At 67.7% G+C, this 15,945-nt stretch carries 14 protein-coding genes; 9 read left to right on the forward strand and 5 right to left on the reverse strand.

Annotation, left to right across the window (positions count from 1 at the left end):
* Positions 1–621, reverse strand: a complete 621-nt coding sequence (locus tag ACPT9U_RS04035) for a DOMON-like domain-containing protein (protein ID WP_418363879.1) — start codon at positions 619–621, stop codon at positions 1–3.
* Positions 622–841: 220 nt separating this feature from the next.
* On the opposite strand from ACPT9U_RS04035, the gene ACPT9U_RS04040 reads away from it, so the two are divergent.
* The 3 genes from ACPT9U_RS04040 (at position 842) to ydfG (ending at position 4,391) form a co-directional block, all read left to right on the forward strand.
* Positions 842–2,002: an MFS transporter gene (locus ACPT9U_RS04040; RefSeq protein WP_435749974.1), complete on the forward strand. Its 1,161-nt coding sequence runs from the start codon at positions 842–844 to the stop codon at positions 2,000–2,002.
* Positions 2,003–2,160: 158 nt separating this feature from the next.
* A complete protein-coding gene (locus ACPT9U_RS04045) occupies positions 2,161–3,477 on the forward strand; it encodes a tryptophan--tRNA ligase (RefSeq protein ID WP_435749975.1) in 1,317 nt (438 codons plus the stop codon).
* Between the two features lie 167 nt (positions 3,478–3,644).
* The gene (gene ydfG / locus ACPT9U_RS04050) at positions 3,645–4,391 is read left to right on the forward strand and encodes a bifunctional NADP-dependent 3-hydroxy acid dehydrogenase/3-hydroxypropionate dehydrogenase YdfG (RefSeq protein ID WP_418363876.1); all 747 of its coding nucleotides are present in this window, start codon (positions 3,645–3,647) and stop codon (positions 4,389–4,391) included.
* Positions 4,392–4,433: 42 nt separating this feature from the next.
* On the opposite strand, the gene ACPT9U_RS04055 is transcribed toward ydfG, so the two are convergent.
* On the reverse strand, positions 4,434–6,224 hold the full coding sequence (locus ACPT9U_RS04055) for an SLC13 family permease (RefSeq protein ID WP_435749976.1): 1,791 nt from the start codon (positions 6,222–6,224) through the stop codon (positions 4,434–4,436).
* Between the two features lie 129 nt (positions 6,225–6,353).
* The gene (locus ACPT9U_RS04060; RefSeq protein WP_435749977.1) at positions 6,354–7,283 is read right to left on the reverse strand and encodes a LysR family transcriptional regulator; all 930 of its coding nucleotides are present in this window, start codon (positions 7,281–7,283) and stop codon (positions 6,354–6,356) included.
* A gap of 147 nt (positions 7,284–7,430) precedes the next feature.
* Between ACPT9U_RS04060 and ACPT9U_RS04065 the strand changes: the two genes are divergently transcribed.
* Entirely contained in the window at positions 7,431–8,372 is a 942-nt protein-coding gene (locus tag ACPT9U_RS04065) for a sodium-dependent bicarbonate transport family permease (RefSeq protein WP_435749978.1), read from the forward strand.
* Here the strand turns inward: ACPT9U_RS04065 and ACPT9U_RS04070 are convergent.
* Positions 8,311–9,918, reverse strand: a complete 1,608-nt coding sequence (locus tag ACPT9U_RS04070) for an MFS transporter (protein ID WP_418363872.1) — start codon at positions 9,916–9,918, stop codon at positions 8,311–8,313. The genes ACPT9U_RS04065 and ACPT9U_RS04070 overlap by 62 nt on opposite strands.
* A gap of 377 nt (positions 9,919–10,295) precedes the next feature.
* Between ACPT9U_RS04070 and ACPT9U_RS04075 the strand changes: the two genes are divergently transcribed.
* The 3 genes from ACPT9U_RS04075 (at position 10,296) to ACPT9U_RS04085 (ending at position 13,320) form a co-directional block, all read left to right on the forward strand.
* The gene (locus ACPT9U_RS04075; protein WP_435749979.1) at positions 10,296–10,772 is read left to right on the forward strand and encodes a PACE efflux transporter; all 477 of its coding nucleotides are present in this window, start codon (positions 10,296–10,298) and stop codon (positions 10,770–10,772) included.
* A 3-nt stretch (positions 10,773–10,775) separates the two neighbouring features.
* Positions 10,776–11,816, forward strand: a complete 1,041-nt coding sequence (gene murB / locus ACPT9U_RS04080) for a UDP-N-acetylmuramate dehydrogenase (protein ID WP_435749980.1) — start codon at positions 10,776–10,778, stop codon at positions 11,814–11,816.
* 136 nt (positions 11,817–11,952) lie between these two features.
* Complete coding sequence (locus ACPT9U_RS04085) at positions 11,953–13,320, forward strand: FAD-binding oxidoreductase (RefSeq protein WP_435749981.1); 1,368 nt, start codon at positions 11,953–11,955, stop codon at positions 13,318–13,320.
* A 12-nt stretch (positions 13,321–13,332) separates the two neighbouring features.
* Here ACPT9U_RS04085 and ACPT9U_RS04090 read toward each other — a convergent pair whose 3' ends face one another.
* Complete coding sequence (locus ACPT9U_RS04090; RefSeq protein WP_435749982.1) at positions 13,333–14,043, reverse strand: flagellar brake protein; 711 nt, start codon at positions 14,041–14,043, stop codon at positions 13,333–13,335.
* Between the two features lie 316 nt (positions 14,044–14,359).
* Here ACPT9U_RS04090 and ACPT9U_RS04095 point away from each other — a divergent pair, with 316 nt between their 5' ends.
* Complete coding sequence (locus ACPT9U_RS04095) at positions 14,360–15,229, forward strand: hypothetical protein (RefSeq protein WP_435749983.1); 870 nt, start codon at positions 14,360–14,362, stop codon at positions 15,227–15,229.
* A gap of 6 nt (positions 15,230–15,235) precedes the next feature.
* A complete protein-coding gene (locus ACPT9U_RS04100) occupies positions 15,236–15,916 on the forward strand; it encodes a class I SAM-dependent methyltransferase (protein ID WP_418363866.1) in 681 nt (226 codons plus the stop codon).
* Positions 15,917–15,945 lie beyond the last annotated feature (29 nt).

Genomic DNA, 15,945 nt, shown 5'->3' on the forward strand with positions numbered 1-15,945 from the left:
TCAATCCGCCTTGTCTGCGCCGACCGTCAGGCTCAGGACGAACGTATCCCGGGCGTGGAAGTCGGGCTGGTCTGCGGTGTGACGCAGCGCCCAGTACTCGAGCGGGCCGTCCCGGCGCTCGATCACCGCGGCGAGGCCAACTTGCAGGTCGCTGCCATCGCCTGTGTCCGGCAGCAGCGCTGCCGGGACATGGGCTTCGAGCAGCAGCGTTCCATCGTCCTGCGTGCAGTGGATCTCCGGTGGGGTGGCGGGGCGGTAGGCCTCATCGCGCTCGCGCGGTGCCCGGAACCCATATACCGCCCACTGTCCCGAGGGCGAGAAGTTGTACTCGCGGTAGGCGGACTCGCCGGGTCGGCCGAGGAACGCCTCGAAGCAGGTGTGCTCCCACAACGCCTCGGCTGCGGCGGGGCGACGCGGTGCCGGGATGACGAGCTGATCGAGGGCGCCGCCTTCGATACGGAACTCGAAGACGGCGCCGCCTTCCGGTAGCGCGTACATCGTCGCCAACAGACGTCCCACCGGACCCTGGCCGGGCGTGCCAGCATCCGGACTGGTGGGGTGCGGGCGCAGGCCGACGGTGATGACGGGGACGCGGGGACGTTCGGTAAGGGGCTGGATCACGATCTGGGCTGGCAACGGAGGGCTGACGATGGGGGCGGGTACGGCTGCCGGACGGGGTGGGGCGCGCACGCGGCATGGGAGGTGCGATGTTAACCGGTTCGGGCGGCCGCGCCCATGGTGCCGCCGCTCGGGCGCGCCGCGCCGCGTGCTGGCCTGGGTGTCCCGCGCGAGGGATTTCCCCGCTTGAGCCCCTGCACCCGGCATCGCACACTGCGGTGCCATGCGTGCACCTCCGCTTCTCCTCATCGTCCTCGCCCAGCTCTTCGGCACTTCGCTGTGGTTCTCCGCGAACGCCGCCGGCGAGGATCTCCTGTACACCTGGGGGCTGCAGCCAGCCGACATTGGCCGGCTGACGATCGCGGTGCAACTCGGCTTCATCGCCGGCACGCTCGGCTTTTCACTCAGCGGGCTGGCCGACCGCTTTGCGGCGAGCCGTATCTTCGCCGTCTGTGCGGTCGCGGGGGCGATGGCCAACGCCGGCTTTGCCTTGCTTGCCCAGGGCTTGGGCGAGGGCTTGGTATGGCGTTTTGCGGTGGGACTTGCGCTCGCCGGAGTGTATCCGCTCGGAATGAAGCTGGTGGTGAGCTGGGTGCCTCAGCAGGCGGGGGCTGCGCTGGCGTGGCTGGTCGGCATGTTGACCCTGGGCACGGCGCTGCCGCACGGCGTGCACATGCTCGATTCCGGTTGGGGCTGGCAAGCCACGCTGCTGGTGTCCTCGCTCCTCGCGCTGCTGGCGGCGGGAATGATCTTCTCGCTCGGGGACGGCCCGCATCTCCCCCGCCGTGCCGGTGCGCCGAAGCTGCGCCTGGGTGAAGGGCTGTACGCGCTGCGGGTACCGGACTTCCGTGCTTCTGCCTTCGGCTACTTCGGGCATCAGTGGGAGTTGTATGCCTTCTGGACGCTGGTGCCGCTGCTGGTGAGCGCAGCGCGGGGGGGCGAGGCCGGGGCGCCTTCCGGGCCGGCCTTCGCGGTGATCGGCATCGGTGCCGTCGGCTGCGTGCTCGGTGGCTGGCTCAGCCGGCGCATCGGCAGCGCGCGGGTGGCCGCGGTGGCACTGGCGGTGTCGGCGCTGTGCTGCGCGTTGTATCCCTTTGCCACCGCCTGGCCGCCGCTGGCGCTGGCGGGACTGATGCTGCTGTGGGGCGCAAGTGTGGTGGCCGATTCGCCGCACTTCTCCGCCCTTTCCGCGCGCGCCTGCCCACAGGAAAGCGTGGGCAGCGCGCTTGCCTTCCAGAATGCGATCGGATTCGCGATCACCATGGCCTCGATCGAGCTCACCACCGGGCTGTGGCCGCTGATCGGTGACCGCGTTGCCTGGGTGCTGCTGCCCGGACCCTTGCTCGGCCTGCTGGCCTTGCGCCCGCTGTTGCGGTCATCGTAGGTCCGCATGCGGCTCCGGAAGCCGATCCCGCGTCGATGGCGGGCTGCGGCGCGTCCAGCACGGGCATAACGATCTGCTTCGTAGCGATCTGCGTCTTATCCCTGCTCGCCGAAGTCGTTAAACTCGCGGTCCTTGTCCAGTTTGAGCCGGAGCGATCCATGACTGTCCAGCGCGTCCTCACCGGGATCACCACCTCGGGCACGCCCCACCTCGGCAACTACGCCGGTGCCATCCGTCCGGCGGTCGCTGCCAGCCGCCAGCCGGGGGTGGAGAGCTTCTACTTCCTGGCCGACTACCATGCGCTGATCAAGACCACCGACCCGCTGCGCGTGCAGCGCTCGACGCTGGAGATCGCCGCCACCTGGATCGCCGCCGGGCTGGACACCGATCGCGTGTGGTTCTATCGCCAGTCCGACATCCCCGAGATCCCCGAGCTCACCTGGCTGCTCACCTGCGTTTGCGGCAAGGGCCTGCTCAACCGCGCCCATGCCTACAAGGCGGCGGTGGACCGCAACACCGCCGAGGGCGTCGACCCGGATGCCGGAGTGAACATGGGCCTGTACATGTATCCCGTGCTGATGGCGGCCGACATCCTGATGTTCAAGGCGCACTCCGTGCCGGTCGGACGCGACCAGATCCAGCACATCGAGATGGCACGCGACATGGCGGGCAGCTTCAATCACCTGTACGGCGAGCATTTCGTGCTGCCCGAGGCCGCCATTGACGCTTCGGTCGCTACCCTGCCCGGGCTGGATGGCCGCAAGATGAGCAAGAGCTACGACAACACCATCCCGCTGTTCGCGCCCACCACCGATCTGAAGAAACTGATCTTCTCGATCGTCACCGACTCCCGGGCGCCCGGCGAGCCCAAGGACGCCGACGGCTCGGCGCTGTTCCAGCTCTACCAGGCCTTTTCCAGCGCGGAGGAGACGCGCACGATGCGCACTGCCTTCGAGCAAGGGATTGCCTGGGGTGAAGCCAAGCAGGCGCTGTTCGACAGGATCGAGGCCACGGTCGCGCCGATGCGCACGCGCTACGAGGCCCTGATTGCCGAGCCCGAGCGCATCGAGAAGCTGTTGCACGAAGGGGCCGCCAAGGCACGCACGATCGCCACGCCCTTCCTTGCCGAGTTGCGCCATGCCGTCGGCCTGCGCCGGCTCTCCACAGTCGCCGGCGCGGCGAAGGCGGAAAAGGCCAAGGCTGCACTGCCGCAGTTCAAGCAGTACCGTGAGGCGGATGGGCGTTTCCACTTCAAGCTCGTCGACGCCGATGGCCGCCTGCTGCTGCAGGGCGAGGGCTTCGCCTCGCCGCGCGAGGCGGGTGCGGTGGTGGCCGCGCTCAAGGCGGGCGACGCCTTCGAGATGAAGGAGGCGGCGCTGTGGCTGGCAGGTGCGCAGGTCGCGGCGCTTGCGGACGACGTGGACGAGGCGGCGCTGCGCGCTGCGCTGGCGGCGTTCGCCGACGGAGGCGCGTAGCGGGTCGTGCAGTCCCGCGTGCGGGAAACCCGTTTGCCGGGTGTCCGACTCACCGGGCACCCAGCTTTGGCATCGGTGCCCGGCTTCGTTACCATCGGCGGTTCGTGTGCCGCTCCGCGCAAGGGGCGTGGCACAGTCTTCATCGCATTCGTCGAGGAGTCCCACTCATGATCGTCTTCGTCACCGGCGCCTCTGCCGGCTTCGGCGCCGCCATCGCGCGCAGCTTCGTCCAGGGAGGGCACCGCGTGGTCGCCACCGCCCGCCGCAAGGATCGACTGGATGCGCTCGCCGCCGAGCTCGGCGACGCGCTGCTGGCGGTGGAGCTCGATGTGCGTGACGCTGATGCGGTCGCTGCCGTGCCGGCGGCGTTGCCGGCGGGTTTCGCCGAGGTGGATGTGCTGGTCAACAACGCCGGGCTCGCGCTCGGCCTCGAGCCGGCGCACCAGGCCTCGCTGGACGACTGGCACACCATGATCGATACCAACTGCACGGGGTTGGTGCAGGTGACGCGGGCCTTCCTGCCCGGCATGGTGGCGCGCAATCGTGGTCACATCTTCAACCTCGGCTCCATCGCCGGGCGCTGGCCCTACCCGGGTGGCAACGTGTACGGCGCGACCAAGGCCTTCGTGCGCCAGTTCAGCCTCAACCTGCGCGCGGACCTGATCGGTACCGCGCTGCGCGTGACCGACGTGGAGCCGGGCTTGTGCGGCGGCACCGAGTTCTCCAACGTGCGCTTTCACGGCGACGACGACAAGGCGGCGAAAGTCTATGCCGACGTGCAGCCGCTGACCGCCGAGGACATCGCCGACTCGGTGTACTGGATCGCCACCCGGCCGGCGCACGTCAATATCAACACCATCGAGCTGATGCCGGTGGCGCAGGCCTTCGGTGCGCTGCCGGTGCACCGCGGCTGAGAGTCGGGGCAGGGGCGGGGTGTCGAAAGGGGCGCCCCGTGCTCAGGGGTGGAAGGGCCAGAACAGCGGGATCAGTGCGCTGCACAGTAGCCAGGTGAGAAGGTTCATCGGCAGGCCCAGGCGCGCGAAATCGGTGAAACGGTAGTTGCCTGCGCTGTACACCAGGGTGTTGGTCTGGTAGCCGATCGGGGTTGCGAAGCTGCAACTGGCGGCGAACATCACACCGACGACGAAGGGGCGCGGGTCCACGCCCATCTGCTGCGCCAGCCCGATCGCCACCGGGGTGAAGAGCACCGCGATCGCGTTGTTGCTCAGCGCTTCGGTCGCGATCGAGGTGATCAGGATCATCAGTGAGAGCATCATCCACGGCGACAGCCCGTCGCCGAACTGTGCGAGTTGCCCGGCAAGCATCTGGTCCAGTCCCGAGTTGCGCATCGCGATGCTGATCGCGAGCATGCCGAAGATCAGCACCAGGATCGGCCACTCGATCGATTTGTAGGCTTCATCGCTGGTGACGCAACCGGTGGCGATCACCACCGCGGCACCGATCAGCGCGAGGCCCTCGATCGGCATCACGTTCAGCGCGGCGAGCAGCATCACGCCGGCGAGGGTGGCCAGCGCGATCGGCGCCTTGTGGCGGCGGCTCGCCATCTGGCGGCCCTCGGTGATCGCGAACAGGTCGCCGTTGTCGCAGAAGCGCTTGATCTGCGCAGGCGTGCCTTCCACCAGCAGCACGTCGCCGCTCAGGAGCTGGAAATCGTCGCCGATCTGCGCGAACGAGGCGTCGCGGCGGTGCACGGCGACAAGATGGATGCCGTAGCGCGCAAGCAGATCCAGGTCGCGGATCGGGCGCTGAATGTAGCGCGAGGTCTGGCCGACGATGGCCTCGACCATCACCACGCCATGGCGGCGCAGCGTCTCGATGTCGTGCCCCGCGTCGGCCTGTAGCCCGACGGCGTCGGTGCAGCGCAGCGCGATCATTGCGTCGCTACGGCTGTGTACCACAACGCGGTCGCCGACCGCGATCCGGGTCTCAGGCGCCGGATCCTTCAGCTCCATGTCGTTGCGCACCAGGTTCAGTACCTTGATGGTTCCATTGGACAGGCGCGCTTCGCGCAACGTCTTGCCGGCCAGGTGTGAGCCCTCGGGTACGAAGAGCTCGGTCATGAACCAGCGCTCTGCGCTGCCGAACTGCTGGCTCAGGGTTTCGCGCACCGGGAGCACGCGCGGGGCCAACACCAGCATGAAGACGCTGCCCACGAGTGCGATCAGGATCGCGGGCAGGCTGATCTCGAACATCGAGAACGGCGCCAGCCCCTGCTCGCGCGCTACGCCGTCGACCAGGATGTTGGTCGAGGTGCCGACCATGGTGATCAGCCCGCCAAGGATGGTGGCGTAGGAGAGCGGGATCAGCAGGCGCGAGGGCGCGAGGCCCTGGCGGGCCGCTACAGCGATCACCGCAGGGATCATCACCATCACCACCGGTGTGTTGTTGATGAAGGGCGACACCGCCACGCAGGCCACGATCAGGGCCAGCAGCAGCCGGCGCTCTCCACCGCCCGCTGCCGCCGCCAGCCACTCGCCGAGCTGGTCGACGCAGCCGGTTCGCGACAGCGCCGCGCTGAGGATGAACAGGCAGGCGATCGTGATCGGCGCACTGTTGGAGAACACGCCGAGCACTTCTTTCGTCCCCAGCACGCCCGCGGCGAGCAGCACCGCGACCGCAGTCATCACTGCCACGTCGGGCTTCACCCATTCGCGCACGAAGGCTGCGAACAGGGCGATGAGTACGAGGCCGACAAGAAGCGGGGCGTGGATCTCCGGGATCAGCATGAGACGGGGAGAGGTTTGCAGAAGACGCAGCTTATCCCGGCCTTTATGCTTCACAAAGACTAAATTGCGCAGAGGTTATTCAAAAAGGTAATTTGAAGGCAGTTGCGCGCTCGACGTGAAACCCAGGGCCTAGCGCCGTGCAGCGGCCAGCCGCGCCTGTGCGGTGCGGTCCAGCTCGGCGGCGCGCTCGCGCAGGAAGCCCAGGAAGGCTCCGGCGAGCGGGGTGAGCTGCTTGCCCGCCGGGTACACCACCTGCCACTGTGTCTGCAGGGGGGTCTCCTTCACGCGCAGGACGGCGATGCCTTCGTCTGCAGCATGGGCAAGGGCGTGGGCGGATAGCAGGGAGAGCCCGAGCCCGCCGGCCACCGCCTGTTTCACCGCCTCGTTGCTGCCGAGTTCCAGACGGGGGCGTAGCACGAGGCCGTGCGCTGCGAAAAACTGCTCTGCGGCCTGGCGCGTGCCCGAGCCGTGCTCACGCAGCACGAATTCTTCTGCTGCGAGCGCCTCGATTGGAAGCCGCTCGCGGCTCGCCAGCGGATGATCGGCGGCCGCGACGACGACGAGGGGATTGGACAGGAAGGGCGTGGCGACCACCGGTGGCGCCTGGGGCGGGCGGCTCATGATGTACAGGTCGTCGAGGTTGTCGGTCAGGCGGCGGATCACCGCGTCGCGGTTGAGAACCACGAGCGAGACCTCGACGGCCGGTCGTTCGCGGCGGAAGTCCCCGAGCAGGCGCGGGATGAAGGTCTCCGCGGTGCTCACCACCGCCAGGCGCAGGCGCCCGACCACGTCACCGCGCAAGCCGGCGAGGCGTTCGTCGAGGGTCTCGAGCTCCTGCTCCAGGCGTTCCGCGGTTTCCACCACGAGCTTGCCTGCGGCCGTCAGGTGCAGGCGCCGGCCTATGCGCTCGAACAGCGGCAGCCTGACCTGGTCGGCGAGTTGGCGCAGCTGTGCGGACAGGGTGGGCTGGGCAAGGTGCAACCGCTGCGCCGCGCGGGAGACGGTGCCTTCGCGCGACACGGTGAGCAGCAGGCGCAGCTGATGGAAGGTGAGACGCATCGATGGAGAGGTAAAAGTGGTGATATAGAGAAAAGTCTATTTACATTACAACAATAAATCATTTTTCTGCATGTGTGCGCTGCGGCAGAATCTACGCGTCCGGTCGTAAAGGCCCCGTCGCAAGAACCTCCCCGCAAGGAATCCCACATGGTCGATGCAGTTCCCTTCTTCTTTGCCCTCGGTGCCGTCGCCTCCCTGGCCCGCTCCGGGCTGCGCCTGCCTGCAGCGGTCTTCGAAACCCTGTCGATCTATCTGCTGCTGGCGATCGGTCTGAAGGGGGGCGTGGAGATTGCGCGCTCGGAGAGCGCGACCCTGTGGCTGGATGCCCTGCTCGCGATCGGCCTGGGTGCAGCGATTCCGCTGTTCGTGTTCCCGCTCTTTCGCATGCGCTTCTCGCGTGCGGATGCGGCGTCGCTGTCTGCGCACTACGGCTCTGTGAGTATCGTGACCTTTGCGGTTGGCGCAGCAGTGCTGGCCGGACGCGGGGTCGAGGTCGAGGGGCATCTCGCCCTGCTCGCCGCGCTGATGGAAGCGCCAGCCCTGATCGTCGCCACCCTGATCGCCCGCTGGGGCGTGAAATCCGCGGATGGCAGTTCCACCGCGGGCGCGCTCGTGCATGAGGTGTTCGCAAACAAGAGCGTGGTGCTGCTTGGCGGCGGCATCCTGATCGGCTGGATCGCCGGGCCACAGGGGCTGGAGCCGCTGTCGCCGCTGTTCGTCGATCTGTTCAAGGGCGCGCTGTGCCTGTTCCTGCTCGAGATGGGCCTGATCGCGGCCGACCGATTGCCCGACCTGCGTCGCGCTGGTTTCTTCCTGGTGGCCTGCGGGCTTGCACTGCCGCCGGTGCTCGCGCTCGGAGGCTGGGCCGTGGCGCAGGCAATGGGCCTGGGGGTGGGCGGAACGGTGCTGATGATGACGCTCGCCGGCAGCGCTTCCTACATCGCGGCGCCGACCGCGATGCGCATCGCCGTGCCCGAGGCCAATCCCGCACTCGGGGTGGCCGCGGCGCTTGCGGTCACCTTCCCCTTCAATCTGCTGCTCGGGATTCCGCTATACCTGTGGTGGGCGCAGAAGATGGCGGGGGTTTGAGCAATGCGCCCGGGTCGCGCTCGCCGGATGGCGGCGCGGCCTGCGCCGCTGAGCCTTCGGCGTCTGCGCCCTCGTGCGCCAGATCGACGCCAGCCGGGAGCGTCGGCGGTGTCCCGGTTCGATCCTCGGAGTCCTCTGCGCTGAATGCGGCCGCGGCCTGGGCTGCGCCGGGCGCTGGAGCGGCTTCCGGGGCCAGAATCGTCTGTGGCTCCTCGGTATCGCCGTCGGCCGTGAGCGCTTCGTCCGGGGAGGCGTCCTGCGCGGTGCGCGGGCCCTGATCCTCGACCTTGTCTTCAACTGCTTCGGGGTCCTGAGCGCTCCCGGCGTTCTCGTCCGGTGTGACCATCTCGAGCACCTCCGGCGAGGTGCGCATCATCGGCGTGAACTGCGCGGGTTCGTCGACGATCTCGTCGGTGGTGCGACGCGAAAGGATGATCGCGAAGATCGCCAGCGGCACGAACGCCAGGCCCAGGTGCAGCGGTAGCGCGATGGCGCCGAAATGGCCCATCAGTGCGCCCGCGATGGCCGGGCCGGCCGCCGCGCCCACGCCGTGCAGGAACAGCACGCCGGTATTGCCGGCCAGGATCTCGTCCTGGTGCAGGTGGTCGACGAGGTGGGCCACCACGATGGGATAGACCGCGAATGCAGCGCCGCCGAACAGGAAGAGTCCGGCCAGGGTCACGTATTCGATGTGGCCGAGGAGTGCGACCAGGGTGCCGGACACCACGGCGCCGGCTGCTGCGACGCCGAGCACCAGGCGGCGGTCGCCGGAGTCCGAGAAGCGGCCCATCGGCCACTGCAGCACGGCGCCGCCGATGATTGCGGTGGTCATCAGTAGGCCGATGCCGGCCGCGTCCAGGCCGATGCGCTCGCCGAACACCGGCGTCAGGCTCCAGAACGCGCCCATCGACAGGCCGGACGAGAGTGCGCCGACGAAGGCGGCAGGGGCCGCACGCCAGATCATGCGCAGATTCAGGCGCGGGCGGCTGCCGATCTGTGGCTGTGGAAAGCGCGTCATCGTGACCGGCAGCAGCGACAGGCAGACGAACACCGCGGCGATCGCGAACAGGGTGAAGTTCTGCGGTGAATCCAGGCGCAGCATCTGCTGCGCAGCCGCCAGCGCAGCGAGGTTCACCACCATGTAGATGGCGAACACCTGGCCACGGCGCTCGGGCGCGGTCTGATCGTTGAGCCAGCTCTCGATGACGGCGTAGAAGCCCACCAGGCCCACGCCGGTGAATACCCGCAGGCCCATCCAGAACCAGGCATCCACGACCACCGCATGGAGCAGGATGCAACTCGCGACCGTGGCGCCGAAGAATGCGAAGGCGCGGATGTGGCCCATGCGCCGGATCAGCCGCGGCGCGACGAAGGTGCCGAGGAAGAAGCCGAGGAAGTAGGTCGAGCCGATGAGGCCGAGGGTGTTGTCCGAGAAGCCTTCCAGGCTGCCGCGCAGGGAGACCACGGTGTTGAGCAGCCCGGAGCCGAGCAGCAGGAGGGCGATGCCGGTGAGCAGGGCGCCGATGGGGACCAGGGTGCGGAGCATGGGCATTGCGGACACGACTGTCCGCCCCGTGTGGGGGCGGTCGCTGCGCCCGTGGAAGGATCGTCGGTGTCTGAATTCTAACAGGCGCGCCCAAACATGCCCCTGCGCGGGCCGTTTCAGCGTGGCCGGCGGGGTGGGCGCAAGTCCGGTGCGCGGGATTGTGCGGGTGTTGCGGCGCCGCATACCTTGCCAAGTGGCGGGGGTCTTGCAAGAATTGTGCGCGGCGCCAATCACGCGCCGTCTGCTTTACCCGGACCGACGCGGGGACGACCCCGCCCGCCATGCGCATGCACGCGGCGAACGTCGGCCTTTTTTTGCGGGACGACCCGCTGGATGAGGGTGTGCGCGAGAGATGCGTCCGCCCGAAGGGTTTCCCCTTGTCTGCCAAACCCAAGCTTCGCTCCTTCCCGGATCGCCTGCGCCAGATCGCAATGTTCGAGCTCGGCGGCCTGGTGCTGATCACGCCGCCCTTCGCCTGGGCAAGCGGGGTCCCGCTGACCGACTCCATCGGCTTGCTGGCACTGCTGGCCCTGGTCGCCGCGATCTGGAACGGCTGCTACAACACCAGCTTCGACTGGGTGGAAGGTCGACTTACGGGTCGCACCGCCGACCGTCGTCCGTTGCGGCTGCGCGTACTGCATGCGGTCGGTTTCGAGTCGGGCCTGCTGGTGATGACCCTGCCGGTCATCGTCGCGTGGACCGGCATGGGCTGGGTCGATGCGCTCATCGCGGACATCGCGCTGGCGATCACCTACACCCTCTACGCTTTCGTATTCAACCTCGGCTATGACCGCTTCTTCCCGATCCAGCCGGTCCGGGACAGGCTGCCGGACCCGGTTTCGGTGGAGCGCTGAGAAATGGCTCCATCGAACGGTCTGGATACGCTCGGCGCCGTTGCCGCAGCAGACCTCCGCAGGCTGAACACCTTCGGCCTGCGCGCGCGCGCCGCGTGCCTGGTCAAGGTGCGCAGTGTCGCCGACGTGCGCGCGGCCATCGCCACACAGCAGTGGCGTACGGGGCGCCGACTGGTGCTAGGGGGGGGCAGCAATCTGGTGTTCACCGGCGATTTCGACGGCACGGTGCTCAAGGTCGAGATCCACGGCCGACGCCTGCTGCGCGTCGATGACGAGGGTTGGACGATCGAGGCCGGGGGCGGCGAGTGCTGGCACGACTTCGTGCGCTGGACGCTCGACCAGGGCTGGCCGGGGCTGGAGAACCTGTCGCTGATCCCGGGTACGGTCGGCGCCGCGCCGATCCAGAACATCGGCGCCTACGGCCTGGAGTTGGCCGATCGCTTCGAGTCGCTCGATGCGGTCGATCTCGATACGGGTGCCCTGCGGATGTTCGACCTGGCGGCCTGCGGGTTCGGCTATCGGGACAGCGTGTTCAAGCGCAATCCGGGCAGGTGGCTGGTGAGTACGGTGCGCTTTCGCCTGCCGCGGCCATGGCAGCCGCTCACCCGCTACGCAGACCTCGCGCTCGAGCTTGCGGCGCGCGGTTGCAGCGCACCTGAGGCCCGGGCCGTCTCGGATGCGGTGATCGCGGTCCGGCGCCGCAAGCTGCCGGACCCCGCCGAGATCGGCAATGCCGGCAGCTTTTTCAAAAACCCGGTGGTCGACGCAGAACGATGCGCCCGGCTGCTGGCCGCCCACCCGGGCATGCCACACTACCCCCAGGCCGCCGGGCAGGAGAAGCTCGCTGCTGGCTGGCTGATCGAGCAGGCTGGCTGGAAGGGGCGAAGCCTAGGGCCGGTAGGCAGCTATTCCCACCAAGCTCTGGTGCTGGTGAACCACGGTGGCGCCACGGGGGGCGATGTGCAGCGTCTGGCGCAGGCCATCATGGCCGATGTGGAAGCACGCTTCGGCGTGTGCCTCGAGCCCGAACCCGTCTTCGTCTGAAAGGGCGTGTTGTCGCCAGTCCCGGCTCCCGCCCGCTACTTTCCCGCTCGTATAGATGATGCCCAAAAACGAATCCGCCGCTCGACTCTCCGCCCTCGGTGCCTCCCCTTCTCTCTCTCCCCCAGCCTCTGCACCCGTGCTCGCAGCGTTGCGTGCTGAGTTCGGCACCGAAGTGCTCTCCGGTGCCGAGGTCGACCCCCGACACTGCACGGACTGGAGCGCCTTGCCGGGTGGCGAGCCGCTGGCCGTGCTGCGCCCGCGCAGCACGGACGAGCTTGCACGCATGCTTGCGCTGTGTAACGCGCATGGTCAGGCCGTGGTGGCGCAGGGTGGGCTCTCGGGGCTGGTGGGGGGGGCGGTGCCGTGCGGGGGCGAGGTCGTGATCTCGCTCGAGCGCATGAACCGGATTGAAGCGATCGACGTGGATTCCGGCACGGTGACCGTGCAGGCGGGCGCGGTACTGCAGACGGTGCAGGATGCGTGCCGTGACGCAGGTGCGCTGCTCGCCATCGACCTCGGTGCGCGCGGTTCGTGCCAGATCGGTGGCAACGTGGCGACCAACGCCGGCGGCAATCGCGTGATCCGCTACGGCAATACGCGCGACTCGGTGCTGGGGCTGGAGGTCGTGCTGGCGGATGGCACCGTGCTCGACATGATGAACCGCATGGTCAAGAACAACGCCGGTATCGACCTGAAGCACCTCTTCATCGGCAGCGAGGGGCTGCTCGGTGTCGTCACGCGTGCGGTGCTGAAGCTGCAGCCCTTGCCGCGCGCCACCTGCACCGCGCTGGTGGCGGTGCCCGACTTCGATGCGGCGCTACGCTTTCTGCGCCATGCGCAGCAGAGTCTGTCCGGGCAGGTGAGCGCGTTCGAGATCATGTGGCGCGACTACTTCGAGGCCGCGCTTGCTGCGACGGGTAGCCGGCGACCGCTCGGGGACGACCACCCGGTCCTGGTGCTGATCGACATGCAGGGTGGCCAGCCGCAGACGGACACGCGACGTTTCGAGGCAATGCTGGAAGAGGCGCTGGCGGAGGGGTTCCTGCTCGATGCGGCGCTGGCGCAGTCGGTGGCCGATGCCGAGGCGCTGTGGGCGATCCGCGATGGAATCGCCGAGATCGTGCGCGACTACGCGCCGACGCTGAACTTCGACGTCTCGGTGCCGGTGGCGGAGATCGGCGCCTGCGCACAGGCCGTGCGCGAGAACCTGCAGGCCGGCTGGCCGGCGCTGCCCGCGCTGTTCTTCGGTCATGTGGGCGATGGCAACCTGCATGTGCTGGTGGGCCGTGTGCCTGAGGACGCAGCGACACGGCATGCGATCGAGGAAGCGGTCTATGGCGTAGTGCGCCGCCGCCGCGGATCGGTGTCTGCCGAGCATGGCATCGGCGTGCTCAAGCGCGACTGGCTGCACTATTCGCGCAACGAGGCCGAACTGGTTCTGATGCGCAGCCTCAAGGCGACGCTGGACCCGAAGGGCATCCTCAACCCGGGCAAGATGCTGTGAGCGCGATCGGGGCTAGATGACCTGGCGGGGGTGCTCGATCACTATCTGATAGACGAGGCTCTTGATCTGCATGCGGTCGGTGGGTGACAGATCACGGAAATCGACGCCATATTGGTACTCGACGTCGTCCTCGCCCTCCGCCGCGCCTTCCTGAACGTTGCGGATGTCCGCCGCCACGTCGATGACCGACTCCACATCATGGAGCTTGGTCTCGAAGCGCAGCCGCACCAGCCCGCCCTCCTCGCCGAGCGGGACGAGGCTGTGGATCAGGGCGCCGGTGGCGCTGAGGTTGAGCAGGGTTCCCTGAGCCATTTCGCCGCCGTCTCCCTTCCCGACCTGGGCGGGAATGCTGGTGCGCACCCGCACCGCCTTGCGGATCAGCGTGCCCTGGGCCTTGGTCGGAAAGCTCAGGTGCAGGTAATCGAAAGGCAGCTTGCACGCGCGCAGTACCGAGGCTCGGAAGGCGAAGGCGCTTTGGCGCGAGAAGGCGCGCACGATGACCAGGTCGTTCTCGATCAGTGCGATCCGGTTCCGCCCCGCGGCCGGTGCCGTCACCATCAGGCTGACGCCTTCCAGGTAGCCCAGTACGCGCACGAAGGCGCGCTGCATGCCGGTCGAGGCGGAGCACTCGATCTGCAGCCGGTCGCCAACCGCCAGGCGCATGTCTTCAAAGCTGAAACTGCTGCTCGCTTCTTGTTCTTTTTCGATTGTTCGCTCGGTCATCGTAGTCGCGCTGCAGAAAGGAGTGCGGGAAAGGTCAGAGGTTTGCCGCGCCTCGCATTGAATCGGTCGAGGCCCGAATGCGCAAGTGCATATTGCGCATTTCGGATACTGCGGGCGGATAGCGGCTGGAAAAGCCGGACACCTGGAGCGTCCGGGCGATCTGAATGTGCATTGCGGTGATGTATGATCCGCGCTCTTCTTTCGTGCCCGCTCTCCGCCTGGCGCCGATTCGCATTGTTTGGTGCGTCGGCTGGAGACGCTGCGCAGGACGGCATTTTTGGGCAGTTGAACGATCACCCTGGACCGCAGGTACCGCATGAGCACGGCTCCCTATCCCCTGTTCCTCGCATGCGCCGCTGTGCTGGCGGGAATGCCGATGGCGACCCAGGCCGCGAACTGGTACGACAACGCCGTCACCTACGTCCGCGGCACCGAGTTTACCGAGCCAGGCAACCGGCGCGAGGTGCGCAAGGACATCGTGCAGTTCACCCATGCGAGTGGCTACGCGCTCGGACAGAATTTTCTCAGCCTCAAGGCCCTTCGCTCCGACGCGACCGACCCGAAGAAAGGGCACAGCCGTGGCGCGACCGAGGTATATCTCGCCTACCGTCACCAACTCCACCTGGGCAAGGCGTTCGAGCGCAGCTTCGCGTTCGGGCCGGTGAAGGAGGTGGCCCTGAGCGCTGGCTTCGACCTCAACACCAAGGACACCGCGTTTTCGCCGCGCAAACGCTTCGTCGTGGTCGGCCCCACCTTCAAGTTCGACGTGCCCGGCTACCTTGACCTGAGCCTGATGGTGGGCAAGGAGTGGAACCGCTGCCGGCTCGGCGCGCCGGTCTGTCCGAAGCGCGAGATCGGCTTCGATCCGCAGTGGGTGGTCAATCTGGTGTGGGGTATTCCGTTCCGGGCCGGCTCGGTGCCGCTGCAGTTCGAAGGCTTCCTCGCCATCAACGGCGAGAAGGGGCGTGACTACGCCGGCACCCGCACCGGCACCGAGACCCTCATGCGTACTGCGCTGATGATTGATGTCGGGCAGATGGCCTGGGGCCGGAAGAAGTCCCTGCTCGTCGGCATCGGCTATGAATACTGGCGCAACAAGCTCGGCAACCAGACGTATCCCGATGGGCGCCCGCTTCCGGGTATCGACACCGACGCGCCGACGCTGCAGGTCGCCTGGCATTTCTGAACGCCGATGTCCGTGTCTGGCGCCGCTCCGTCTTGCCCGGCCTGCCCGGTGTGTCTGGACCCCGCGCCGCGACCCTTCATCACGGTGGGTGGGCGTGACTACTGGCGCTGCGAGATCTGCGAGGCAACCTTCCTCGTGCCTGCGCAGCGACCGGCGCAGGCCGATGAGCGGGCGGAGTACCTGCTGCATGCGAACGATCTTCAGGACATCGGCTACCGGCGCTTCCTGTTCCGTCTGGCCGAGCCCTTGCTGGTGCGCCTGCCGCCGGCTTGTGACGGACTTGACTACGGCTGCGGGCCTGGGCCTGCGCTGGCGACCATGCTGCGCGAAGCGGGGCATCGGGTGGCGCTCTATGACCCCTTCTTCGCACCTGATGCAGCCGTGCTCATGCGCCGCTACGACTTCATTACCTGCACCGAGGTGGCCGAGCACTTCCATGATCCTGCGACCGAGTTCAGCCGCTTTGACCGCATGCTGCACCCCGGGGGCTGGCTGGCGCTGATGACCTGCTTCCAGACCGACGATGCGCGCTTCGCAAACTGGCACTACCGGCGCGACCCGACCCACGTGGTGTTTTACCGCGAGGCCACCTTCCGCCACATCGCCCGCCTGCTCGGCTGGCAGTGCGAGATTCCGTGCAAGGATGTGGTGCTGATGCAGAAACCCGGCGCGGCGCATGCAGTTTAGGCGCGTTGCGCCGCTACTGTATGGGGGGG

The sequence above is a fragment of the Thauera sp. AutoDN2 genome (assembly GCF_051280715.1).
Taxonomy (GTDB): domain Bacteria; phylum Pseudomonadota; class Gammaproteobacteria; order Burkholderiales; family Rhodocyclaceae; genus Thauera.

Coding starts and splice junctions, on each gene's coding strand:
- ACPT9U_RS04040 (WP_435749974.1), top strand. CDS start 842: ATGCGTGCACCTCCGCTTCTCCTCATCGTCCTCGCCCAGCTCTTCGGC.
- ACPT9U_RS04045 (WP_435749975.1), top strand. CDS start 2,161: ATGACTGTCCAGCGCGTCCTCACCGGGATCACCACCTCGGGCACGCCC.
- ydfG (WP_418363876.1), top strand. CDS start 3,645: ATGATCGTCTTCGTCACCGGCGCCTCTGCCGGCTTCGGCGCCGCCATC.
- ACPT9U_RS04055 (WP_435749976.1), bottom strand. CDS start 6,224: ATGCTGATCCCGGAGATCCACGCCCCGCTTCTTGTCGGCCTCGTACTC.
- ACPT9U_RS04060 (WP_435749977.1), bottom strand. CDS start 7,283: ATGCGTCTCACCTTCCATCAGCTGCGCCTGCTGCTCACCGTGTCGCGC.
- ACPT9U_RS04065 (WP_435749978.1), top strand. CDS start 7,431: ATGGTCGATGCAGTTCCCTTCTTCTTTGCCCTCGGTGCCGTCGCCTCC.
- ACPT9U_RS04070 (WP_418363872.1), bottom strand. CDS start 9,918: ATGCTCCGCACCCTGGTCCCCATCGGCGCCCTGCTCACCGGCATCGCC.
- murB (WP_435749980.1), top strand. CDS start 10,776: ATGGCTCCATCGAACGGTCTGGATACGCTCGGCGCCGTTGCCGCAGCA.
- ACPT9U_RS04090 (WP_435749982.1), bottom strand. CDS start 14,043: ATGACCGAGCGAACAATCGAAAAAGAACAAGAAGCGAGCAGCAGTTTC.
- ACPT9U_RS04095 (WP_435749983.1), top strand. CDS start 14,360: ATGAGCACGGCTCCCTATCCCCTGTTCCTCGCATGCGCCGCTGTGCTG.
- ACPT9U_RS04100 (WP_418363866.1), top strand. CDS start 15,236: ATGTCCGTGTCTGGCGCCGCTCCGTCTTGCCCGGCCTGCCCGGTGTGT.